At 57.0% G+C, this 22,350-nt stretch carries 18 protein-coding genes; 11 read left to right on the plus strand and 7 right to left on the minus strand.

From position 1 onward, the window contains the following. Positions 1–137: 137 nt before the first annotated feature. Positions 138–641 (minus strand): DNA starvation/stationary phase protection protein Dps, encoded by a 504-nt coding sequence (gene dps, locus V1566_RS09785; RefSeq protein ID WP_010428924.1) that lies wholly within the window; start codon positions 639–641, stop codon positions 138–140. Positions 642–940: 299 nt separating this feature from the next. Beyond that, positions 941–1,828: a threonine/homoserine exporter RhtA gene (rhtA, locus tag V1566_RS09790; protein WP_395305728.1), complete on the minus strand. Its 888-nt coding sequence runs from the start codon at positions 1,826–1,828 to the stop codon at positions 941–943. A gap of 354 nt (positions 1,829–2,182) precedes the next feature. Between rhtA and ompX the strand changes: the two genes are divergently transcribed. Then, complete coding sequence (gene ompX, locus V1566_RS09795; protein WP_023310884.1) at positions 2,183–2,701, plus strand: outer membrane protein OmpX; 519 nt, start codon at positions 2,183–2,185, stop codon at positions 2,699–2,701. 91 nt (positions 2,702–2,792) lie between these two features. On the opposite strand, the gene V1566_RS09800 is transcribed toward ompX, so the two are convergent. Continuing rightward, on the minus strand, positions 2,793–4,376 hold the full coding sequence (locus V1566_RS09800) for a phosphoethanolamine transferase (protein WP_395305729.1): 1,584 nt from the start codon (positions 4,374–4,376) through the stop codon (positions 2,793–2,795). A 283-nt stretch (positions 4,377–4,659) separates the two neighbouring features. Continuing rightward, positions 4,660–4,788, minus strand: coding sequence for a manganase accumulation protein MntS (gene mntS, locus V1566_RS09805; RefSeq protein WP_014831181.1), 129 nt, complete (start codon positions 4,786–4,788; stop codon positions 4,660–4,662). 183 nt (positions 4,789–4,971) lie between these two features. Between mntS and mntR the strand changes: the two genes are divergently transcribed. The 9 genes from mntR (at position 4,972) to V1566_RS09850 (ending at position 15,623) form a co-directional block, all read left to right on the plus strand. Beyond that, on the plus strand, positions 4,972–5,445 hold the full coding sequence (gene mntR / locus V1566_RS09810) for a manganese-binding transcriptional regulator MntR (protein WP_023310887.1): 474 nt from the start codon (positions 4,972–4,974) through the stop codon (positions 5,443–5,445). Beyond that, positions 5,442–6,551, plus strand: a complete 1,110-nt coding sequence (locus V1566_RS09815) for an anion transporter (protein WP_252043801.1) — start codon at positions 5,442–5,444, stop codon at positions 6,549–6,551. The genes mntR and V1566_RS09815 overlap by 4 nt, the downstream gene beginning before the upstream one ends. Positions 6,552–6,652: 101 nt before the next feature. Next, entirely contained in the window at positions 6,653–7,747 is a 1,095-nt protein-coding gene (locus V1566_RS09820) for an HlyD family secretion protein (protein ID WP_214579145.1), read from the plus strand. Continuing rightward, entirely contained in the window at positions 7,744–9,315 is a 1,572-nt protein-coding gene (locus tag V1566_RS09825; RefSeq protein WP_219323813.1) for a DHA2 family efflux MFS transporter permease subunit, read from the plus strand. Before V1566_RS09820 ends, V1566_RS09825 begins: the two co-directional genes overlap by 4 nt. Then, a complete protein-coding gene (locus V1566_RS09830) occupies positions 9,315–10,838 on the plus strand; it encodes an efflux transporter outer membrane subunit (RefSeq protein WP_395305730.1) in 1,524 nt (507 codons plus the stop codon). Before V1566_RS09825 ends, V1566_RS09830 begins: the two co-directional genes overlap by 1 nt. A 102-nt stretch (positions 10,839–10,940) precedes the next feature. After that, on the plus strand, positions 10,941–11,978 hold the full coding sequence (locus tag V1566_RS09835; RefSeq protein WP_395305731.1) for an aldo/keto reductase: 1,038 nt from the start codon (positions 10,941–10,943) through the stop codon (positions 11,976–11,978). A 162-nt stretch (positions 11,979–12,140) separates the two neighbouring features. Further along, entirely contained in the window at positions 12,141–13,517 is a 1,377-nt protein-coding gene (locus tag V1566_RS09840) for a glycoside hydrolase family 1 protein (protein WP_395305732.1), read from the plus strand. A 51-nt stretch (positions 13,518–13,568) separates the two neighbouring features. After that, on the plus strand, positions 13,569–14,891 hold the full coding sequence (locus V1566_RS09845; protein WP_395305733.1) for a PTS sugar transporter subunit IIC: 1,323 nt from the start codon (positions 13,569–13,571) through the stop codon (positions 14,889–14,891). Between the two features lie 15 nt (positions 14,892–14,906). Further along, positions 14,907–15,623 carry a GntR family transcriptional regulator gene (locus V1566_RS09850; RefSeq protein WP_395305734.1) on the plus strand — a complete coding sequence of 239 codons (717 nt, stop codon included), beginning with the start codon at positions 14,907–14,909 and terminating at the stop codon, positions 15,621–15,623. 42 nt (positions 15,624–15,665) lie between these two features. On the opposite strand, the gene ldtB is transcribed toward V1566_RS09850, so the two are convergent. Further along, positions 15,666–16,586, minus strand: a complete 921-nt coding sequence (gene ldtB / locus V1566_RS09855) for a L,D-transpeptidase (RefSeq protein WP_029740604.1) — start codon at positions 16,584–16,586, stop codon at positions 15,666–15,668. A 222-nt stretch (positions 16,587–16,808) separates the two neighbouring features. On the opposite strand from ldtB, the gene V1566_RS09860 reads away from it, so the two are divergent. Further along, positions 16,809–18,404: an ABC-F family ATPase gene (locus V1566_RS09860; protein WP_032661296.1), complete on the plus strand. Its 1,596-nt coding sequence runs from the start codon at positions 16,809–16,811 to the stop codon at positions 18,402–18,404. Between the two features lie 85 nt (positions 18,405–18,489). On the opposite strand, the gene V1566_RS09865 is transcribed toward V1566_RS09860, so the two are convergent. Together V1566_RS09865 and V1566_RS09870 are read right to left on the minus strand one after the other, a co-directional pair. Continuing rightward, positions 18,490–20,853, minus strand: coding sequence for a TIM-barrel domain-containing protein (locus V1566_RS09865; RefSeq protein ID WP_395305735.1), 2,364 nt, complete (start codon positions 20,851–20,853; stop codon positions 18,490–18,492). A gap of 17 nt (positions 20,854–20,870) precedes the next feature. Continuing rightward, on the minus strand, positions 20,871–22,172 hold the full coding sequence (locus V1566_RS09870; protein WP_023335029.1) for an MFS transporter: 1,302 nt from the start codon (positions 22,170–22,172) through the stop codon (positions 20,871–20,873). Between the last annotated feature and the right edge of the window lie 178 nt (positions 22,173–22,350).

The following is a 22,350-nucleotide window of genomic DNA, read 5'->3' on the forward strand; positions in this document are numbered from 1 at the left end:
ACAATCTTCCGTTAACGGTTGTGTGAAGTGATTATTACATTTCGTTCACTTTTGCAGGTGTGCAGACAAAAACTGTGCACCATAGATGTGCAAAACCCTCACCGGAGGGCGAGGGTTTGATAGAAAAAACGTATAAATTATTCGATGTTAGATTCGATAAACCACAGGAACTGATCCAGGTCGCGGGACGCGGCGGTGAAAATGTCTGCGGTATCTTCGTCTTTGGCTTCGCCAATCGCTTTGCGCACGTCATTTGCCACAATCGCGTAGCGGTCCGCCAGCTCTTTCAGGTGATCCTGAACGGTATGGATATCCAGCGGATAACTCTTCAGTGGCGTTTTGCTGTTGATCACCTGCGTAGTACCCAGCGCCACGCCGCCTAGCTGAACGGCACGTTCAGCCATCGTATCGAGGTGGGTAACCAGTGCTGTGCGGAAGCCATCCAGCATTTCATGAACGGCAATAAAGTTTGCACCGCGCATATTCCAGTGGGCCTGTTTGGTGATTAGCGAAAGATCGATGAACTGGATCACCTGGCGATTCAGCAGCTCAATGGTCGCTTTTTTGTCGCTATCCGATACATCGTTACGGGTATAAAGCAGATTAGACGCTTTCGTTTTCACCAGTTTAGCGGTACTCATAATCTCATATCCTCTTGATGTTTATGTCCCAGGTAATTACGGAACTAAGTATAGCACCGGATTTTTTGTCTGCGGTTTGGCTGTGCCTATCGGTTTAATAGTGAGAAAGCGGTTGAGAATTTAATTTATTGAAATTAATGGATAATTTTTAAGTTGATACAGATCAATCTTAATTGCCGGATAGGGATGTAAATGCAGAGAGATATTTCGAAAATAGCGTAAGGTGTGTAAGAAATTATAACATTTTCCTTTCTGGCCTTTATTCTGCATGGTGTGGAAGCCATGCAGAATATATGGCCTTAGCTGATATCAATCTTCTCAACTTTAGGTTCAGGGCACATGGTGAGCGTCGAGCCCATTGATGCCGCGATAATCGAGCAGAGCGCCAGCGTCTGGGTCAATGTGAGGGTTTCGCCGAGAAACACCATCCCGGAAATGGCGGCTAGCGCAGGCTCCATGCTCATCAGGGTGCCAAATATGCGTGTCGGCAGACGCGTAAGGGCAATCATCTCCAGAGAATAGGGGAGTGCGGTAGAGAGAATCGCGACCGCCAGCCCGATGGGCATGACGGACCATTGCCAGATAGTTTCGGTGGCCTGCGCCATGCCGATAGGCACAAAGACGATGGCTGCGATCAGTGACCCCAATGCGACGGTCGCCGGACCGTGCTCTTCTCCTGCACGCTGGCCCGTGAGTATATAGACGGCCCAGCAGGCGCCTGCACCCAGCGCCAGGGCGGCGCCCGTCAGATCAATCTCAGCGACACTCTGGCCCAGGGGAAGCAGGAACCATAATCCCAGAACGGCTAACACGACCCAGATAAAATCGACCGCACGTCGCGAGGAGAAAAGCGCCACCGCCAGCGGGCCGGTAAACTCCAGCGCGACGGCGATCCCCAGCGGTATCGTCTGAATAGAGAGGTAGAACAGATAGTTCATTGCCCCCAGGGAGAGCCCATAAAACAGCAGAGGTAAACGCTGCTCCTTTTTGAAGCGCAGACGCCAGGGTTTGAAAATGACCACCAGTATCGCCGTGCCCAGCACGATACGCAGGGCGGTGACCCCAGGCGCGCCAACCAGCGGGAAAAGCGATTTTGCAAGAGAAGCACCGCTTTGAATGGACAGCATGGCAATGAGTATGACTGCGACCGGCAACCAGACCGACGACGTGCGGGATAACCCAGGCATCCTTTCTCCTGTCAGCTTATGTCAAATGAGGTAAAGGTTGCAGTGTAAAGGAAATAAGCGGCAACGGTTGAGGCGCTGTTGAAAAAAAACCTCGTCAAATCCGTAAAATGGTTAAGCGCTGGTGGATTTATCGCCTGATAGATTAGGAATAATCTGGATGAATGTAACGGCGCGAGCGCGCACTATGCGCATTTAGTAGTGAAAATTGCATGTGATTTGAAAGAGATAGCTGACGCTGGAAACGTTCTGTTACAGGAAAGATTTCATTAGACATCACGAATCACAAAGAGTTTCGCAAATTTTTTTGATATATTTAAAACTTACGGACTTACTTGGATCACATTTGAGGTGGTTATGAAAAAAATTGCATGTCTTTCAGCACTGGCCGCTGTACTGGCTGTTTCCGCAGGTACCGCTGTAGCTGCTACTTCTACTGTTACTGGTGGTTACGCTCAGAGCGACTATCAGGGCGTGATGAACAAAGCTAACGGTTTCAACCTGAAGTATCGCTACGAGCAGGATAACAACCCACTGGGCGTGATCGGTTCTTTCACCTACACCGAGAAAGATCGTTCTGAAAACGGCGCATACAACAAAGGCCAGTACTACGGTATCACCGCTGGTCCAGCTTACCGTCTGAATGACTGGGCGAGCATCTACGGTGTTGTAGGTGTTGGCTACGGTAAATTCCAGCAGACTGAAAACCAGAGCGAAAGCCGCACTGCAAGCAACAGCGACTACGGTTTCTCCTATGGCGCAGGCCTGCAGTTCAACCCAATCCAGGACGTTGCTCTGGACTTCTCCTATGAGCAGAGCCGTATCCGCAACGTTGACGTTGGCACCTGGATCGCGGGCGTAGGTTACCGCTTCTAATCACTCCGGTGAGCTAATAAAAAATCCGCCCAATGTGGCGGATTTTTTTTGTCTTTTTCCCTCTCCCGCAGGGCTGAGGGCCATCAGACCGCTACTTACTCTTAATATCAAAAATATCCGTACCCAGATGGTTATATTCAACTTTCTGTAACTTGAAGTTGGTAACGTACACTGGGGGAGCTTTCTTGTTTGAGACAAACGGGTAAGCAGTTTTTATCTGCTCGGCTTTTATCCCCGTCCACTGCGCGAAGAACTGCAGGAAATCATTTGCCGAACGACGCGCTTTTATAACGCGATGCGTTTTATCATCACTCGACAGCACCATGAACGGCACCTGGAAGTTCTGCTGGAACTTGTCATCGTGCGCCAGGTACTGCACCTCTTTACCACGCTCTTTAAACGCCAGCCCGTGATCCGAGAAATAGACCATGGAAAAGCTGTCGCCCGTATTGCGTAGCTGATCGTACAGTTTGCTCAGCAGGTCGTCAGTTTGCGTCATGGTGTAGAGATAGCAAGACGTCTCTTTGGACTGCACAAACTCCGCGTACTTCCCGCCGGTCCGATCGCAGGCCTGCGGGTGCGACCCCATCAGGTGCAGTACGATCAGCTGAGGCTGGGTGCGCGGCGTGGCGAAGACCTGTGCCGTCATTTTCAACAGCGCTTCGTCTTTGGTGTTTTTGTCGGCTTCAAAGTCGCCGTTCTTCAGGAACTGCACTTCGTCGGCACGTTTGGCGATACTGGCGATGGCCGTATCGTATTCGCCAATTTGCCCCTGATTGGAGAACCACCAGGTCTGATAACCCGCGCGGTTTGCCAGGGTGACAAAATTATCCTGATACTGAGGTTTGCCGTCGACGACCCGGTTAAGCGTCAGGCCGAGCGATTTCTGCGTCGAGCCGCTGGCCGCGACATAATCGGTAAACAGTGTGCCTTTGACCGAACTGGCAAACGGTGTGTTATCCCAGTGTCCGCCGAAGGCTCCCATTGCATCGCGACGTGCACTTTCGCCAATCACCACCACATAGGTGTGATATTTCGGCTTAACGGCCAGCACGTTCCAGGTGTCTTTCATATTGGAAAGCTCAGCCATGCGGGCCTGTTCGTCGAGAACCTCTTTATTATTCACAACGACGTCTTTCACGAAGCGGAAAACCGGATAGCCGATATTGATGAGCCTTAGCTTGCCGTCCCAGGGAATATTCTGGATAGGGGCGACAAAGGCCACGGCAATGCTGAACACCAGACAGAGTATTTCGATCTTACCCCAGGATTTTTTTTCGCCCGACTGACGGCGGATGGCGATAACGCCCAACGCGAAGATAAAGATCCCGACCACGTAGCTGTACCACGGGAAGATTGTCAGGATCTCTGTCGACTCTTCCATGTTGGTAGAGTGCAGCGCCAGCAGGGTATTAAAGTTTGGCGCGCCGTAAGCCTGACCAAACGGGAAATAGAGTGCAGCAACCAGCGAACAGATCCCGATTAACGCTTTTTGCACGCGCGGTGCGGCTCGCCACAGCACATGCAGAACGCAGGTGAACGCCACCGCATAGAGCAGACTAAAGGGGTAACCCAGCGCAAAGTTAATCAGTAATGACTGCAAAAAGTAAAAACCCGTCCACGGGCTTAAGGCCCGACTGCGGGTCACAACGGTATCTATCAGGGTTACATTCATAGGTCACTATCATGGATGAAAACGCCATGTGCTCACCCTGGCGTCAAGGGTCATAACCTGCCTGACAGTGCGTGGAGAGGGAATGAGGGTCCGCTTCAGCGAGCCGCAAATTGTGCAGGGCTGCAAGAAGATAGTGCGAGCGCTAAATAATATCAACAGTTGCTACGCAGATGTTTTGCGAAGGGGATTGCAAATCCGTAAAAAAGATCGGGAATAAGGCGGCTGGAAGCCAGTTTACCGCGAGATTGTGACGGGAAAATGAAGCGGCGTACCGCAACGCCGCTTAGTGGGAAGGTTTGTCGTCCTGGTGCGGTTTGTTGTTAAACATATCGCACAGCATGTTCAACAGCATTAAGCGCACTTTAAAGGGAGAGTGGGTAAACACGGTCATGCACCTCTTGAATTCGTTCATAAGACCTCCTGAGTTTTGATCCCTTCGATCCGTGAAGGGTGACTGCATTACATACAGATATAGCACAGGCTATATTGTATAGCTATGGCTATTTCGTTAATTTTTTGTGCTTGCGGAGCTATGGTTTACAATGTGCGCTCTCGAAACCGGGCGCTGGAAGCGTCACCCCACTGAGGAAGTACAATGAACCGTCGCGCAGGTCATCCGACAATGAGGAAAACGACGCAACTGGTGAATGTTGAAGAACATGTCGAAGGTTTTCGCCAGGTCCGTGAAGCGCACCGGCGTGAACTCATTGATGATTATGTTGAACTCATTTCCGATCTGATCCGTGAGGTCGGTGAAGCGCGCCAGGTCGATATGGCCGCCAGGCTGGGGGTTTCACAGCCAACAGTCGCTAAAATGTTAAAACGCCTGGCCTCCGTGGGCTTAATTGAAATGATCCCCTGGCGCGGTGTTTTTCTGACGCCGGAAGGGGAGAAACTCGCGCAGGAGAGCCGCGAGCGCCATCAGCTTGTCGAGAATTTTTTACTGGTGCTGGGCGTCAGCCCGGAGATCGCCCGCCGGGATGCGGAAGGAATGGAACACCACGTGAGTGAAGAGACGCTGGTGAAGTTTCGTGAATTTACCCTTAAATATGGTCCCTCCGCTGAATGAAAATCCCTGGACTGCAGGCCCTGGCACGCGATCGTTTTTTCCATCTCTTATTACTCATTGGCGCAGCGTTAAGCCTCTTTGTGCCGTTTGCCCCACACGCCTGGCCCGCCGCGATTGACTGGCGCACCATTATTACCCTGAGCGGCTTGATGATGCTCACCAAAGGGGTTGAGCTGAGCGGCTATTTTGACGTCCTGGGACGTAAAATGGTGCGTCGCTTTGCCACCGAACGCAGGCTGTCCCTGTTTATGGTGTTCTCCGCCGCGGTGCTGTCGACGTTTCTGACCAACGATGTGGCGCTGTTTATCATCGTGCCCCTCACGCTTACCCTGCGTAAGCTGTGCGAGATCCCGGTAAGCCGCTTGATCATCTTTGAAGCGCTGGCCGTCAATGCAGGCTCACTTCTGACGCCAATCGGCAACCCGCAAAATATCCTTCTCTGGGGACGGTCCGGTCTGTCGTTCGCCGCTTTTACCTGGCAGATGGCCCCTCTGGCGCTGGTGATGATGCTGTCGCTGATGGCGGTGTGCTGGTTTGCGTTTCCGGATAAAAAGCTGCAGTACCACAGCGGCACAACGGGCCCGCAGTGGCAGCCGCGTCTGGTGTGGAGCTGTCTCGGGTTATACATCGTCTTTCTGTTCGCGCTGGAACTGAAGTATGAGCTGGCGGGCGTCCTGCTCGTTGCCGCGGGCTTTGTCGTCCTGGCGCGTCGCGTGCTGGTGAGCGTGGACTGGACGCTGCTGCTGGTCTTTATGGCGATGTTTATTGATGTGCATCTCCTTATCCAGCTTCCGGTGCTGCAAAACGTACTGCACAGCGTCAGCACGCTGTCTCAGCCGGGACTGTGGCTGACGGCGATTGGCCTGTCGCAGTTTATCAGCAACGTGCCGTCCACCATTCTGCTGCTCAACTATGTTCCGCCCGATACGCTCCTGGCCTGGGCGGTGAACATCGGCGGGTTTGGGCTGCTGCCCGGTTCGCTGGCAAACCTGATTGCTCTGCGTATGGCCAACGACCGTCGTATCTGGTGGCGTTTCCACGTCTGGTCGATTCCGATGCTGGTTTGGGCCGCGGCGATCGGTTTCGGAATATTCCTTCTCATATAGTGCGCAATTTGTCAGTTTTTCCTGGCAAACGTATAGCAACGTCCTAGCTTTAGTGAACGGCATAGTGTGATGCCGCTCACTGACAGGACCGTTGCTGACCTATGGCTGAAGATCAAAACCCGCCTGCTGACGAGCAGGACAAAAACAATAATGAGCGTAAGCGCCCGGGCAAGAAACCGTTAATTATCCTCGGTATTGTCGTGGTGGTAATGGTCGTCGTGGCGCTGGTCTGGTGGTTTTTAACCCGTAACGAAGAGACGACCGACGACGCCTTTACCGACGGCGACGTGGTGACGATTGCCCCCAAGACGGCAGGCTACGTCACCGAGCTGCGCGTGCGCGATAATCAGCGCGTGAAGAAAGGGGATCTGCTGGTGGTTATCGATCCTCGCGATACCACCGCACAGCGCGATCAGGCTCAGGCGCAGCTTGGGCTGGCGCTTGCTCAGCTGCATCAGGCGCAGGCACAGCTGGCGCTCTCGAAGGTGCAATATCCCGCCCAGCGTGACGAAGCCAAAGCGCAGGTGCTGAAAGCGCAGGCCGATCTGGCAAACGCCCAGGCGGAGTACCGCCGTCAGCGCGGCGTCGACCCGCGCGCAACCACCCAGCAAAGCATTGATTCCGCGAACGCACAGCTGCGTAGCGCACAGGCAGGGCTGGCGAGCGCCCAGGCGCAGCTGGAAGTGGCGGAGCAGGTTCAACTGCAAATCCGCCAGCAGGAAACCAACGTCGAAGCGCGCGAGCGTCAGGTCGATCAGGCTAAAGCGCAGCTGGAAACCGCCAACCTTAACCTCTCTTACACCGAAGTCCGCGCCCCGTTCGACGGTGTTGTCACCAAACGCAACGTGCAGCCCGGCACGCTGGTGCAGGCGGGAACGGCGCTGTTCTCGCTGGTTTCCCCGAACGTATGGGTAGTCGCGAACTTTAAAGAGTCGCAGCTTGAGCGCATGAAGCCGGGCGATAAGGTCACCGTGTCCGTCGACGCCTGGCCGGATATGGAGCTTGAGGGCCACGTAGACAGTATTCAGCAGGGCAGCGGCTCACGCTTCTCCGCCTTCCCGGCAGAAAATGCCACCGGTAACTTCGTCAAAATTGTGCAGCGCGTGCCGGTCAAAATCGTGATTGATAAAGGCCTCGATCCGAACAAACCGCTGCCGCTGGGGCTCTCGGTTGCACCGAAGGTGACGGTGGAATGACGGATCACAGCCACGACAGCTGGAAACCCGCCAGTAATCCGTGGGCGGTGGCGATTGTCGTCACCCTGGCGGTGTTTATGGAAATTCTGGACACCACTATCGTCAACGTGGCGCTGCCGCACGTTGCAGGCTCGCTCTCGTCCAGCTATGACGAATCCACCTGGGTATTAACCAGCTATCTGGTCGCGAACGGCATCGTGCTGCCCATCTCGGCGTTTCTGAGCCGGGTGTTCGGGCGCAAGCAGTTCTTCCTGATCTGCATCGTGATGTTTACCGTCTGCTCGTTCCTGTGCGGGATCGCCACTGAGCTGTGGCAGATCATCCTGTTCCGCGTAATGCAGGGCTTTTTTGGCGGCGGGCTGCAGCCCACGCAGCAGTCTGTGCTGCTCGACTACTTCAAACCCGAAGACAGGGGCAAAGCGTTTGGTCTGTCCTCCATTGCGATTATCGTTGCGCCGGTCCTCGGCCCGACGCTGGGCGGCTGGATCACCGACAACTACTCGTGGCGCTGGGTGTTCTTTATCAACATTCCGGTGGGGATTGTGACGGTGCTGGCGATCTACCAGCTGCTGGAAGATCCGCCGTGGGAGAGCAAATCGAAAGAGAAGCTGAGTATCGACTGGACGGGGATCGGCCTGATCGCGCTGGGGCTGGGCTGTCTGCAGGTGATGCTCGACCGGGGAGAAGACGAAGACTGGTTTAACTCGAACTTTACCCGCACTTTCGCGGTATTAACGCTGATCGGCATCATTGGTGCGATTTACTGGCTGATGTATGCCAAAAAACCGGTGGTGGATCTGCACTGCATGAAGGACCGCAACTTTGCCATTTCCAGCCTGCTGATGGCGGGGATGGCGATGATTTTGTACGGCAGTTCGGTGGTGATCCCGCAGCTGGCGCAGCAGGACCTGGGCTATACCGCCACCTGGTCCGGGCTGGTGCTGTCGCCTGGGGCGGTGCTGATTGTATTAACTATCCCGCTGGTGCTGAAGCTGATGCCGGTGGTGCAGACGCGCTGGATTATTGCCTTTGGCTTTACCTGTCTGGCGGTGTCGTTCTTCTGGTCGCGCACGCTGACGCCGGATATCGACTTCGAAACGCTGGTCCTGTTCCGCAGCGCCCAGTCGATAGGTCTCGGGTTCCTGTTTGTGCCGCTGACCACCATTGCCTTCATCTCGATACCGAGGCGGCTCAACGCCGATGCGGCGGCGCTGTTCACCATGTTCCGTAACGTCGCGGGTTCGATTGGCATATCGCTCTCGACGGCGGCCATCACCGAGCGCTCGCAGGCGCACAGTGCCCATCTGGCGTACCACGCCTCGCCGTTTAACGAGCAGTTCCAGCTGGCGATTCGTGAAAGCGCCCAGGCGATCCAGAACTTCACCACCCAGGTGGGCGATCCCACCGGCATCGCCACCGGGCGCATGTACCAGACCATGATTGAGCAGTCGCGCATCCTGGCCTACATCGACGTCTTCACCATCCTGAGCGCGGTGGCCTTGTTACTGATTCCGTTTTGTTTGTTGCTCTCGCCGGTTAAGAGCGAGGGGAGTGCAGGAGCACATTGATGATACACAGACGTTTACACCCTCTGATAATAATGATGCTGCTGGCGGGCTGCGCCGTCGGGCCGGACTACCAGCAGCCCGCACCGCCCGCCGTTACGCACTGGAACGACAAGGGCGACAGCGCGGTGAAGTCGCAAACCACCTCCGCCGCGACCAACCCGCGCTGGTGGAGAACCTTCGGCTCGCCGCAGCTCGACAGCCTGGTTGAGCGCGCCATCGCCGGAAACCTGACGCTGCAGCAGACGGTGCTGCGTATCGCCGGGGCGCGTGAACAGATTAACCAGGCGGGCGGGGCGTTTTATCCGTCGGTGAACGGCAATCTGCAGGCGACGCGCCAGCAGCTTGGGCTGGAAGGGGAGCTGAAATCCCACGGCGTGTACGACCAGGTGGACAGCATCGATCCCAACCTGAAAGGCGCGCTGGGGCCGCTGACGCAGCCGGTTAACCTCTACCAGGGGAGCTTCGACGCCCAGTGGGAAATCGACCTGTGGGGTAAGGTGAGCCGTCAGGTGGAGGCCGCTGAAGCACAGCAGAAAGCGGCCATCGAGCAGCGTAACGACGCGCTGGTGTCGCTGGAAGCCGAAGTGGCGCGCGCGTGGCTACAGCTGCGTGGGGCGCAGAGCATTATCGCCACGCTGAATACCCAGATTAAAAGCGCGCAGCAGACGCTGGATCTGACCGAAAGCCGCCAGCGGGGCGGGCTGTCGCCGCAGATGGACGTGGAAAACGCCCGGGCGCAGTTAGGCAACCTTGAAGCACAGCTTCCGCAATATCAGGCGCAGGAGCGACAGGCGATGAACGGCCTGGCGATCCTGCTCGGCAAGCCGCCGGGGGCGCTGGATGGCGAACTTCAGTCTGCTCAGCCGATGCCCGCGTTGCCGGATATTGTGCAAACGGGCATTCCGTCCACGCTGGCGCGCCGCCGTCCGGACGTGCGCGAAGCGGAGGCGAACCTCCACGCCGCGACGGCGCAAATCGGCGTCTCGGTGGCGGAGCTGTTCCCGAGCTTTACGCTCTCCGGGCAGTTTGGCCTGCGCAACAGCGAAACTAACTGGCTGACCGACTGGAGCAGCCACTTCTACAGTTTCGGCCCGCAGGTCTCTATTCCCATCTTCCAGGGCGGTCGACTGGTCTCCAGCGTGAAGGTGGCGCGCGCGCAGCAGGGGGCGGCGGTGCTGGACTATCGCCAGACGGTGCTGACCGCGCTCGGCGATGTTGAAAACGCGCTGGTGAGTTATCGCACCGACCAGCAGCGTGAAGCGGGTCTCGCAAAAACGATCGACGCCCTGCAAAACGCCTTTGACCTGGCAAGCGACAGCTACCGGCAGGGGATCGCCAGCTTTATCGACGTGCTGGACGCCCAGCGACAGCTGGCGCAGGCCCAGCAGCAGCGCGCGCAGGCGCAGGTGCAGAGCGCGCTCGATCTGGTGGCGCTCTACAAGGCCCTCGGCGGCGGCTGGGAGCCGTATCAGCAGGTGCAATTACCGGACTACAGCGTCTTTGGCGACGCCCCGCGCGGATAAATTCAGAGGATTGGGCAAGAAACGGACAGGAACGCCACATTCGCGATGGCTGAGGGGCGGGTATAACTATCGGGTACCCAATCGACATGCGAGGAATAACATATGCGTTATCAAAAACTGGGCAACACCGGTCTGTTCGTTTCTGAACTGTGCCTCGGCACCATGACCTTCGGCGGTGAGGGCGGCATGTGGGGCAAGATTGGCCAGCTCCAGCAAAGTGAAGCCGAGCAGCTGGTGGGCCGCGCGCTGGATGCCGGGATCAACTTTATCGACACCGCGGACGTTTACTCGGAAGGGCGCTCGGAGGAGATCACCGGTCAGGCGCTGAAAAACCTGAAAATCCCGCGCGAGAACGTGGTGGTCGCCACGAAAGTGTTCGGCGAAACGGGAACGGCAGGGGTGAACTCGCGCGGCAGCTCGCGCTATCACATCGTCAGCAGCGTGAAGGAGAGCCTGCGCCGCCTGCAGCTCGATCATATCGATCTCTACCAGCTTCACGGCTTTGACCCTGCAACGCCGATTGAAGAGACGCTCTACGCGCTGGATAACCTGGTGCAGCACGGCCACGTGCGCTACATCGGCGTCTCGAACTGGGCGGCGTGGCAGATTGCCAAAGCGCTCGGTATTTCTGAACGTCTTGGGCTGGCGCGTTTCGCGTCGTTGCAGGCGTATTACACCATTGCCGGGCGCGATCTGGAGCGCGAGCTGGTGCCGATGATGCAGAGCGAAGGCGTCGGGCTGATGGTCTGGAGCCCGCTGGCGGGCGGCCTGCTGAGCGGAAAATATGGCCGCGACGGGCAGAGTGAAGCCGGTGGTCGCCGCCTGGAGTTCGACTTCCCGCCGGTGAATAAAGATCGCGCCTTCGACTGCGTGGACGTAATGCGCACTATCGCCGAAAGCAAGGGCGTCTCCGTCGCGCAAATCGCGCTGGCCTGGCTGCTGCACCAGAAAGCGGTGACCAGCGTGATTATTGGTGCCAAACGCGTCGATCAGCTGGACGACAATATCGCCGCGACCGGGATCCGCTTAAGCGAAGATGAGCTTAAGCAGCTCGATGCGGTGAGCGCGCTGCCGCGCGAGTATCCCGGCTGGATGCTGGAGCGGCAGGGAGAGTATCGCCGTAATCAGCTCGTACAGTAATACCCCTTCTTCCCCGGTGGCGCTTCGCTTACCGGGGCTACTTTCCCTGGTCATTATTTCAATCCATCTCACAAAAAACGATCCTCCTCTTTGATCGTCCTTTCATCTTCGCCTATATGACTAGTCATGAAATTTTAAATGACTAGTCATATAGGGGGAAACATGAACAATCAGCTGCCGGCCAACTTTTTATGGGGCAACTCCGTGTCCAGCATGCAGACAGAAGGGGCCTGGAATGAGGGCGGGAAGGGGATGTCGGTGTACGACATTCGTGAAGCCGGGGAAAACATCTCCGACTGGAAAGTCGCCACCGACTCCTACCACCGCTACCGGGATGATTTCGACCTGATGCAGGATTTGGGCATGAACTGCTACCGCTTCCAGATTTCATGGAGCCGCGTCTGCCCGCAGGGTGACGGCGATTTTAACAACGAGGGCATCGCCTTTTACGACCGTTTTATCGACGATCTGAGCGCCCGCGGCATCGAGCCGATGGTTTGTCTTTACCATTTCGATATGCCGCTGGCGCTGGCGCAGGAGTACAACGGCTTCAACGACCGCCGCGTGATGGACGCCTTTATCCGCTACGGCAAAAAGATGATCGACTGCTATGGCGACCGCGTGAAGTACTGGCTGACCTTCAACGAGCAGAACATCTTCCATATGCCGGAAGCGTTTCGTATCTCGGGCTATATGAAAGGCGAGAAAACCCTTCGTGAGCTGTACGAGCTGCAGCACCATACGATGGTGGCGCACATGGCGCTGACCGAGTATCTGCACCAGACCAAACCGGGCCAGCTGATGGGCGGCATGCTGGCGCACCAGCTGATCTACCCGGCTACCTGCAAACCGCGCGATATCTTCTGCGCCCAGCAGTATGACGAATTCCTCAACCAGAACCTGCTACGCGTCTTCGCCGGGCAGGGCTACAGCCCGGCGGTAATGGCGGTGGTGGAGCAGAAGGGCTTTGGTGATATCTATCGCGCAGAGGATTTAGCGCTGCTGGCGCGCACCAGAAACGACTATATGGCCTTCAGCTACTACGCCAGCAAAACGCTGGACAGCGATGCGATCCCGGCAGGCACGCCGGTGAACTATTACCTGCTGCACGGCGAGAAAAACAACCCGTACCTGAAGGCCACCGAGTGGAACTGGCAGATCGATCCGCTGGGCTTTCGCACCATCATCACCCGCTACGCCAACGACTGGCGCCTGCCGGTATTCCCGATCGAGAACGGCATTGGGGTGATTGAGTCATGGGACGGCGTGAACCCGATTGATGACACCTACCGTATCGACTACCACCGGGCGCATATCGAGGCCATGAAGGAGGCGATGTTCGAGGATGGGGCGGAGGTGATCGGCTACCTCGGCTGGGGGTTGATCGACATTCTCAGCTCTCAGGGCGACATGCGTAAGCGCTACGGCGTGGTCTATGTCAACCGTGAAAATCACGACCTGAAAGACCTGAAGCGCGTGCCGAAGAAGAGCTATGCGTGGTTAAAGCAGGTTATCCATACCAACGGGCGCGAGATGTAAGCCGTACGCTGCCGGGCCGTTTTTGTGACTGATTGATGGGAACTATCCGCTATGTCTGAAACAAAAATAACACCGCACATGCAGTCTTTTGTCGATAAATTTGTCGAGTTTTCGGCGCGCCTGGCAAACCAGGTGCACCTGCGCTCCCTGCGCGACGCCTTCGCCACGGTGATGCCCATTTTCATCCTCGCCGGTCTGGCGGTGCTGGTGAACAACGTGGTGTTTCCGTGGATTTTTCACGGCGACACGCTCGCACACTTCAAAGTGTGGGGCGAGGCGATTATCAACGGCACGCTGAACATCGCCGCGCTGCTGCTGGCGCCGATGATTGCCTGGTCGCTGGCGCGCAACAAAGATTTTGACAATCCGGTCTCGGCAGTGGTTATCGCCGTCAGCAGCTTCATCATCATGATGCCGATGCGCCTGCAGCTTACGCCCGTCGGCAGCGATACCGCGGTGAACGTCACCCAGGTGCTGACGTTCGCCAATATTGGCTCAACCGGGATTTTCGCCGGGGTGCTGATCGGGCTGCTTTCAACGGAACTGTTTATCGCTATTTCGCGCCTGAAGGCGCTGCACATTTCCCTCGGGGAAAACGTACCTCCGGCGGTGAGCAAATCCTTTACCGCGCTGATTCCGACCATCCTCACGCTCTCTCTGTTCGCGGTGCTGGCGGCAGTGCTGGCAAACGTGCTGCACACGGACCTGATCCATCTTATTACCACCTTTATCCAGCAGCCGCTGCGGCTGATCAACACCAGCCTACCGGGGACGATTTTCATCTACAGTTTCGGTAACTTCTTGTTCACGCTGGGTATTCATCAGTCGGTGGTGAACAGCGTGGTGCTGGAGCCGTTCCTGCTGATTAACACCAACGAGAACATGCTGGCCTTCGCCAACGGTCAGCCGATCCCGCATATCATCAATAACATCTTCGTGCCGACGTTTGGCATGGTGGGCGGCACGGGCAGCACGATCTCGCTGCTGATCGCCATCTTTATCTTCTCCCGTCAAAAATCGGCGAAGCAGGTGGCGCGTCTGTCGCTGGCGCCCGGTTTGTTCAACATCAACGAGCCGGTGATCTTCGGCCTGCCGATCGTGTTTAACCTGCCGCTGATGATCCCGTTTGTGCTGCTGCCCGCCATCGGCATTTACTTCGCCTGGCTCTGTACCACGCTGGGGCTAATGTCGCGCTGCGTGGTAATGATCCCGTGGACCACGCCGCCAATTCTCAGCGCCTGGCTTGCCACGGCGGGGGACTGGCGGGCGGTGGTGGTGCAGTTGGCAATCATCGTATTTGGTGTATTCTTCTACCTGCCTTTCCTCAAGATTGCCGAGAGAGTGGCGTTGAAAAACAGCGGGATAGAAAACTAACTGAAAGGAAGAACGATGGCGGCGAAGTACATCACCATAGCGCGGGAAATTAAGAAACGCATTATCAGCCAGCAGTACGCCGCCAACGAACCCCTGCCGGACCAGTTTGCGCTGGCGGCGGAATTCAGCTCCAGCCGGATGACCATTCAGCAAGCGATGCGCCAGCTGATCGTCGAAGGTCTGGTCTATACCCGTCAGGGGCAGGGTACGTTCATCCGCAAAAACTTTCTTCAGCTCTCGCAGTGGGATCTCTCCGGCAGTGACTACTTTGGTGCGACCAAAACCTGGGAACATCTGGGCACGGTGACTAGCCGGGTGGTGCATTTCGAGCTGCGCTTCCCGAACGAAAAAGAGCAGGCGTCGCTGATGATTAACGCCGATGCGCCGATCTATGACTTCATTCGACTCCGTTTGCTGAACGGCGAACCGATGTCGCTGGATGCCACGGTGATGCCGATGAATCTGGTGCCGGGCCTGACGAAAAACCATCTTGAAGGTTCAGTGTTCCAGTACGTGCAGGAAACGCTGGGGCTGAAAATTATGGGGTCGTATCGGGTGGTGCGGGCGCTTAAGCCCAACGCGCTGGACAGGGAGCATCTGGTCTGCGAGCAGACCGATCCCGTACTGGAAGTAGAGCAGGTGATTTATCTGGAGGACGGCACGCCGCTGGAGTATGCCCACTGCCACTATCGTTACGACCACGGCGGGATCGTGATCGTGAATAACGGGTAAAAAAAAGCGGGCAACGAGGCCCGCTTTTTTAATGCTTCTTTATCAGTTCAAACGCACCGGCATACCGGAGCGGTTCTGCACGGCCTGGTCAACAATCGCCGTTTCTACGTCTGGCTGAGAAGTCACCGCCTGCACCGCGCTGTTCAGCGTAACAGGGACGATTTCGTTATTGTTGATCTGGTCTTCGCTGGTGGACAGCGGGTTGTGCACTTCGATGTAGCGGCTGCCGTCTGGCTCAGAGGTCGCTTTCACCGGTTCGTTGATGAACTGCACGCGGGTACCGACCGGCACGTTTTCGAACAAGAACTTAATGTCGTCGTTACGCAGGCGCACGCAACCGTGGCTTACGCGCAGGCCGATACCGAAGTTGGCGTTGGTACCGTGGATAGCGTACAGACGACCAATATACAGCGCGTACAGACCCATTGGGTTATCCGGGCCTGCCGGCACAACGGCTGGCAGCGGTTCGCCCGCAGCAATGTATTCCGCGTGCATTTTGGCAGTCGGCGTCCAGGTTGGGCCCGCTTTCTTACGCTCAACTTTGGTGGTCCAGTTCATTGGGGTGTCTTTACCCAGCTGGCCGATACCGATTGGCAGCACGATAACGGTGTTGGTGCCTTTCGGGTAGTAATACAGACGCATTTCGGCGCTGTTAATCACGATACCTTCATGAACGGTATCCGGCAGGATCAGCTGCTGAGGAATATTCAGCACCGTACCCGCTTTCGGCAGATACGGGTCAACGCCCGGGTTCGCCTCCAGCATGTTAGACAGGCCCAGCTGGTACTGCGCAGCAAAATACTCCAGCGGCTGAGAGTTACCTTCTGGTACCGTCACAACCTGGTTCTGGCCCACCAGACGGCTACCGTCTGTTGGCAGGGGATACGTCACCGCAGAAGCGGTCTTGCAAAAACCTACTACGGCTAACGCTGCCGCAAAAAGCGTTGTCAATTTCATGTTCATGTTGTGCGAGGTATCTAAGCCATTCAGGCGATGAGTTGATAAGTCTGAATCTGTGATGGGAGCGCATTATATGTGCATTCCCGCTAACAGGGAATTCAGATGTGTACGAAATCACATTTTTTTCGATTTTGTTAAAGTTTAGTGGATTGCCGCAACACGGGATCTCAATTCGGAATTGTGGCATAATGCCGTGTTTATCACACTTTTCGCAGGAATCTCCCCGTGTTAGTTACCAGCAACGTCACTATGCAGTTTGGCAGTAAGCCGCTGTTCGAAAACATTTCCGTCAAATTTGGCGGCGGCAACCGTTACGGCCTGATTGGTGCCAACGGTAGCGGAAAATCCACCTTTATGAAGATCCTCGGCGGTGACCTGGAGCCGACGCTCGGCAACGTATCGCTCGACCCTAACGAGCGTATCGGTAAGCTGCGTCAGGATCAGTTCGCCTTCGAAGAGTTCACCGTGTTGGACACCGTGATCATGGGGCATGGGGAACTGTGGGAAGTGAAGCAGGAGCGCGATCGCATCTACGCGCTGGCCGAAATGAGCGAAGAAGACGGCTATAAAGTGGCCGAGCTGGAAACGCAGTACGGCGAGATGGACGGTTACTCTGCGGAAGCGCGCGCGGGCGAGCTGCTGCTGGGCGTAGGCATTCCGGTTGAACAGCATTACGGTCCGATGAGCGAAGTTGCGCCAGGCTGGAAGCTGCGCGTGCTGCTGGCACAGGCGCTGTTCTCTAACCCGGACATCCTGCTGCTCGACGAACCGACGAACAACCTGGACATCGACACCATCCGCTGGCTGGAGCAGACGCTGAACGACCGCGACAGCACCATGATCATCATCTCGCACGACCGTCACTTCCTGAACATGGTCTGTACGCACATGGCGGATCTGGACTACGGCGAGCTGCGCGTTTATCCGGGTAACTACGACGAATACATGACGGCGGCCACCCAGGCGCGTGAACGTCTGCTGGCGGATAACGCCAAGAAGAAAGCGCAGATTGCTGACCTGCAGTCCTTCGTCAGCCGCTTTAGCGCTAACGCCTCTAAGTCGCGTCAGGCGACCTCGCGTGCGCGTCAGATCGACAAAATCAAGCTGGACGAAGTCAAAGCCTCCAGCCGTCAGAACCCGTTCATCCGCTTCGAGCAGGACAAGAAGCTGTTCCGTAACGCGCTGGAAGTGGAAGCCCTGGCAAAAGGCTTTGAGAACGGCCCGCTGTTTAAAAAATTCAACCTGCTGCTGGAAGTGGGCGAGAAGATTGCCATCCTCGGTGCCAACGGCGTAGGTAAATCCACCATGCTGAAAACCCTGGTCGGCGAACTGCAGCCGGACAACGGCACCGTGAAGTGGTCTGAAAACGCGCAGATTGGCTACTACGCGCAGGACCATGAATACGAGTTCGAAAACGATCTGACCGTCTTCGACTGGATGAGCCAGTGGAAGCAGGAAGGCGACGACGAGCAGGCGGTGCGCAGCATCCTGGGTCGTCTGCTGTTCAGCCAGGACGACATCAAGAAGCCGGCTAAAGTGCTCTCCGGTGGCGAGAAGGGCCGCATGCTGTTTGGCAAGCTGATGATGGAAAAACCGAATATCCTGGTGATGGACGAACCGACTAACCACCTGGACATGGAATCTATCGAATCCCTGAACATGGCGCTGGAGATGTATCAGGGCACCCTGATCTTCGTCTCTCACGACCGCGAGTTCGTCAGCTCGCTGGCGACCCGCGTGATCGAAATTACGCCAGAGCGCGTGGTGGACTTCACCGGTAACTACGAAGATTACCTGCGCAGTAAAGGTATCGACGGCTAAAAACCTTGCCCGGTGGCGCTAGCGCTTACCGGGCCTACGGGTCAGTTTGTAGGCCGGGTAAGGCGAAGCCGCCACCCGGCAATGCTCAAAGCACCCACTCGCCCCCTTCAACCCCGTTCACCAGCAGCGTACGTTTTTCCCCTACAGGCAGCGACACCTTCAGCGCTTTCCACGCCGGACGGTAATCCCCGCGCGCGTTGACCTTCAGATTGATGGTTGCGCCGTCGCACACCATTTCCCAGTCCACCCACAGCGCATTGCCGTTCTGATAGCCCCAGCTTTCTCCGTCATCTTCAAACAGCATGCCAGAGGTCGTCCCGACGCCTTTCACCGGGAACAGCTTCAGCTCACGGGTGTTGTCTTTTTCAGCGGACACGTGGGTAATGCGCTCGCTTAGCGGCAGACCGGCACCGGCGCGCACTAGCAGCGGCAGTTTTTCCAGCGGCGCGTCGAGAACAATCGACTGGCCGCCCGCATACCACGCGTGGGTGTAAAAATCGTACCAGCCGGTTTCGTTATCCGGCAGCCAGACGCGGCGCTCGCGCTGCCCGGCTTCGACGACGCTGGCGACCAGCAGGTCGCGGCCCAGCAGGAAGTCATCGCACTCTTCAAACGTCTGCGCATCGTGCTCGTGGTCAAGGAAGGTCGGGCGCAGCATCGGCTCGTCGTCGGCGTGCGCCTGCCAGAGCAGGGTGTAGAGGTACGGCAGCAGGTGGTAGCGCAACTCCACCGCGCCGCGAATGGCTGGCGTGACGCCCGGGTACATCCACGGTTCGTTCACGGTGCGGTCATCATTCCACGAATGAATGGTAAAGCGCGGATGCATCACGCCGTTCTGCACCCAGCGCACGAACAGCTCGGCGTCCGGCTTATCCCCGGAGAAACCGCCGACGTCGTGACCGACGTTGAACAGGCCGGACAGGCTCATGCCCAACCCCATGCGGATGTTATAGCGCAGGGTGTCCCAGTTGGTGCGGTTGTCGCCGCTCCAGGTCTGGACGTAGCGCTGCATCCCGGCGCAGCCGGAGCGGGAGATGAGATACGGACGTTTTTCCGGCGCGAAACGCTGCTGCGCTTCCAGCGAGGCGCGCATCATCAGCAGCGGCATCACCGGGCGAATGTGCTTGATGGCGATCTCCTTGCCGAAGCCAAAGCAGCGCGCTTCCCCGTCCCACACTTCATATTCGTTGTTGTCGTTCCATGTGGAGTCGATACCCATCTCCAGCAGCTGCGTGGTGACGCCGTTCTGCCACCACTGCACCGTCTGCGGGTTGGTAAAGTCGAGGTGCGAACCTTCGTCATCCCAGAAGCTGGAACGTTCCGGTGCATCGGTTTCTGAATCGCGAATGAACAGGCCGCTCTCCGCCACTTCGTTATAGCGGGGATGATCCTGCAGCAGGCACGGCTTGATGTTGGCCGCAAGCTTGAGCCCCGCGTCGTGGAACGCCTGGCTCATCACCTTCGGCTGCGGCACCTTGTCATAGTTCCAGTTAAAGACGTAGCGCTTGCCGTTGATGGAGGTATAGCCGGAGGAGAGCTGGAACGAGTCGCACGGAATGGCGTGCTCTTCGCACAGGCGGATGAAATTCATCAGCTGGTTTTGCGCGTCCGGCGCATCGGTGTAGTGCATGGTCGAGCCGCTGTAGCCCAGGCTCCACTTCGGTCCGAACAGCGTTTTCCCGGTCAGGCGCACGAAGGCTTTGGTGACGTCCAGCACGCGTTTGCCGGTAAAGATGTAGTAATCGATGTCGCCCGCTTCCGCCTGCCAGCGGCGGTAGGCAGTGTGGTAGTTGTCGATCTCGTTGCCCAGATCCAGCCAGCAGCTGCTCAGGTTGTCGTAGAACAGGCCGTAGCTGACGTCATCGCGGCGGGCGATAGTGAACGGGATGTGCTTGTAGAGCGGGTCGGTGCTGGCCGCGTTGTACCCCATCGCGTCGAGGTTGCGCATCTCGTAGCGCTTACCGTTGCGCTGCAGATCGCCCGCTTTCTCGCCCAGACCATAGAAACGCTCGTCCTTACGACGGCTCAGATAGTGCGCCACGCCGTCGCCGTGGGCGTTCAGCAGGTAGGCGCTGGTCGGACGGTCATTGACCAGCGGCTGCCACTCGCCCGCCTCATTGCGGTAGTGCCACTCCAGCCACAGCGGCTGGTGGACCGTCACGCGCAGCTGTTCGGTGGCCACGGTTAGCGTCTCGCCCTGCTGCGTCAGGGTCCAGGCCGGGCAGGAGAAACCGCTTATGTCTTCACGACGGCGGCCTTCCCAGGGCACGTCTGTTTCCGGCGCGATGCTCCAGGTGCGGTCCAGCGCCAGCTCGCCTTTGCGCTTAATCAGCACGCGGAACAGGTTCTCTTCCAGCACATACAGGCACAGGCGGTGCTGGTTATCGACCAGCAGTTCCAGATGGTTTGCCGACTGCTTATCTACGATCCAGTTTTTCAGGGTTTTCATATGCAATACATCCACTATCAGGCGCGCTTGGCGCGACGTTCAGCAATAAATGCTACCAGGAAGACAGCGCCAATCAGGTCAAAGAAGCCCATGGCAATAAAGAGCGGGTTAAAGCCGATTTTGTCGGCGGTCACACCGATTAACAGCGAGAACAGGAAGCTGGCGATCCACGCCGCCGAGCCGCGCATGCCGTTGACGGTCGCCATCTGGCCTTTGTCGAACGACTCCACGACCAGGGCGCTCAGCATGCAGGAGATGATCTGATGCCCGAAGCCGCCGATGGAGATCAGCACGATGGTGATATACGGGTCGCGGGTGATGGCCACGATGCCGAGCGAGATCATCAGAAACGCGCCCGTCACGGAACTCGCAACGACCGAGTTAACGCGGGAGCAGCCGAACAGACGGGTGTACAGACGCGTCAGGTAGCCACTCGCCACGCTGCCGAGGTCGGCGGCGAGGAACGGCAGCCAGGCAAACATCGCAATCTGCTTCAGATCCATGCCGTGCTCTTTGGCGAGGTACAGCGGTACCCAGAAGCTCAGCACCGCCCAGGCCGGTTCCGCCATAAAGGCCGGGATGGCGATACCGTAGAAGCGTTTGTTTTTCGAAACGGTTTTCAGCGCGGTCAGGAAGGGCAGTCTCACCGCAGGCGGTTCGTTATCCTGCTTGATAAACGCCAGCTCGTCCTTGCTCAGGTTCGGGTGCTGCTCCGGGTTGTGGTAGAACGCCCACCACAGGATCACCCACAGCAGCGCCAGCACGCCGGTAAACATAAACGCGCCCTGCCAGCCGAACGAGGCGTGAGCAAAGTAGATGATAGGCGGGGCCAGCATCGCGCCGATGGAGAAGCCCACGCCCGCCCAGCCTGCGGCAACGGGGCGCTCTGATTTCGGGAACCATTCGCCGATGGTTTTGGCGTTCGCCGGGGTGGCGGCGGCCTCAGAAGCACCCATAAAGAAGCGCAGAATCGCCAGGTGCAGCCAGCTTCCGGCGCCCGCGTGGAAAATACACATCAGCGCCCAGATCCCGGCGCAGACCATAAAGCCAATCTTCAGGCCGATAACGTCAATCAGCCAGCCGCACAGGGGCTGGAAAATGGTGTAGGCGATCTGAAACGCGCCGACGATCCAGGAGTATTGCTCGGTGGTGATCCCGAGGCTCTCTTTCAGCTCGGGGGCAAGAATGCCTAACGAATTTCGGGTGATGTAGTTAACGGTGACGCCAAGTAAGAACAGCACCAGCACGTACCAGCGCAGGTTCTTGATGACGCGACGGGTTTTGCTTGTCGCAACGGTGTTATTGATGTCCTGACTCATTTTACTCTCCACAAGACGGACGGTAAGGGGACGGAGGTTCAGGTGTCACACGGATTGTTATGGCTTTGATTTCTATCCGTTTAAATTGCTTAAGTTGGTATACAACTAGTATGGAAGTTGTGTGACAAGTTCACCTTAAGGGAGAAAATGAGTGGGCAATAGTGGATTTTGTGCAAAA

The sequence above is a fragment of the Enterobacter sp. ECC-019 genome (assembly GCF_043974075.1).
Lineage (GTDB): Bacteria > Pseudomonadota > Gammaproteobacteria > Enterobacterales > Enterobacteriaceae > Enterobacter > Enterobacter asburiae_D.

Coding starts and splice junctions, on each gene's coding strand:
- dps (WP_010428924.1), bottom strand. CDS start 641: ATGAGTACCGCTAAACTGGTGAAAACGAAAGCGTCTAATCTGCTTTAT.
- rhtA (WP_395305728.1), bottom strand. CDS start 1,828: ATGCCTGGGTTATCCCGCACGTCGTCGGTCTGGTTGCCGGTCGCAGTC.
- ompX (WP_023310884.1), top strand. CDS start 2,183: ATGAAAAAAATTGCATGTCTTTCAGCACTGGCCGCTGTACTGGCTGTT.
- V1566_RS09800 (WP_395305729.1), bottom strand. CDS start 4,376: ATGAATGTAACCCTGATAGATACCGTTGTGACCCGCAGTCGGGCCTTA.
- mntS (WP_014831181.1), bottom strand. CDS start 4,788: ATGAACGAATTCAAGAGGTGCATGACCGTGTTTACCCACTCTCCCTTT.
- mntR (WP_023310887.1), top strand. CDS start 4,972: ATGAACCGTCGCGCAGGTCATCCGACAATGAGGAAAACGACGCAACTG.
- V1566_RS09815 (WP_252043801.1), top strand. CDS start 5,442: ATGAAAATCCCTGGACTGCAGGCCCTGGCACGCGATCGTTTTTTCCAT.
- V1566_RS09820 (WP_214579145.1), top strand. CDS start 6,653: ATGGCTGAAGATCAAAACCCGCCTGCTGACGAGCAGGACAAAAACAAT.
- V1566_RS09825 (WP_219323813.1), top strand. CDS start 7,744: ATGACGGATCACAGCCACGACAGCTGGAAACCCGCCAGTAATCCGTGG.
- V1566_RS09830 (WP_395305730.1), top strand. CDS start 9,315: ATGATACACAGACGTTTACACCCTCTGATAATAATGATGCTGCTGGCG.
- V1566_RS09835 (WP_395305731.1), top strand. CDS start 10,941: ATGCGTTATCAAAAACTGGGCAACACCGGTCTGTTCGTTTCTGAACTG.
- V1566_RS09840 (WP_395305732.1), top strand. CDS start 12,141: ATGAACAATCAGCTGCCGGCCAACTTTTTATGGGGCAACTCCGTGTCC.
- V1566_RS09845 (WP_395305733.1), top strand. CDS start 13,569: ATGTCTGAAACAAAAATAACACCGCACATGCAGTCTTTTGTCGATAAA.
- V1566_RS09850 (WP_395305734.1), top strand. CDS start 14,907: ATGGCGGCGAAGTACATCACCATAGCGCGGGAAATTAAGAAACGCATT.
- ldtB (WP_029740604.1), bottom strand. CDS start 16,586: ATGAACATGAAATTGACAACGCTTTTTGCGGCAGCGTTAGCCGTAGTA.
- V1566_RS09865 (WP_395305735.1), bottom strand. CDS start 20,853: ATGAAAACCCTGAAAAACTGGATCGTAGATAAGCAGTCGGCAAACCAT.
- V1566_RS09870 (WP_023335029.1), bottom strand. CDS start 22,172: ATGAGTCAGGACATCAATAACACCGTTGCGACAAGCAAAACCCGTCGC.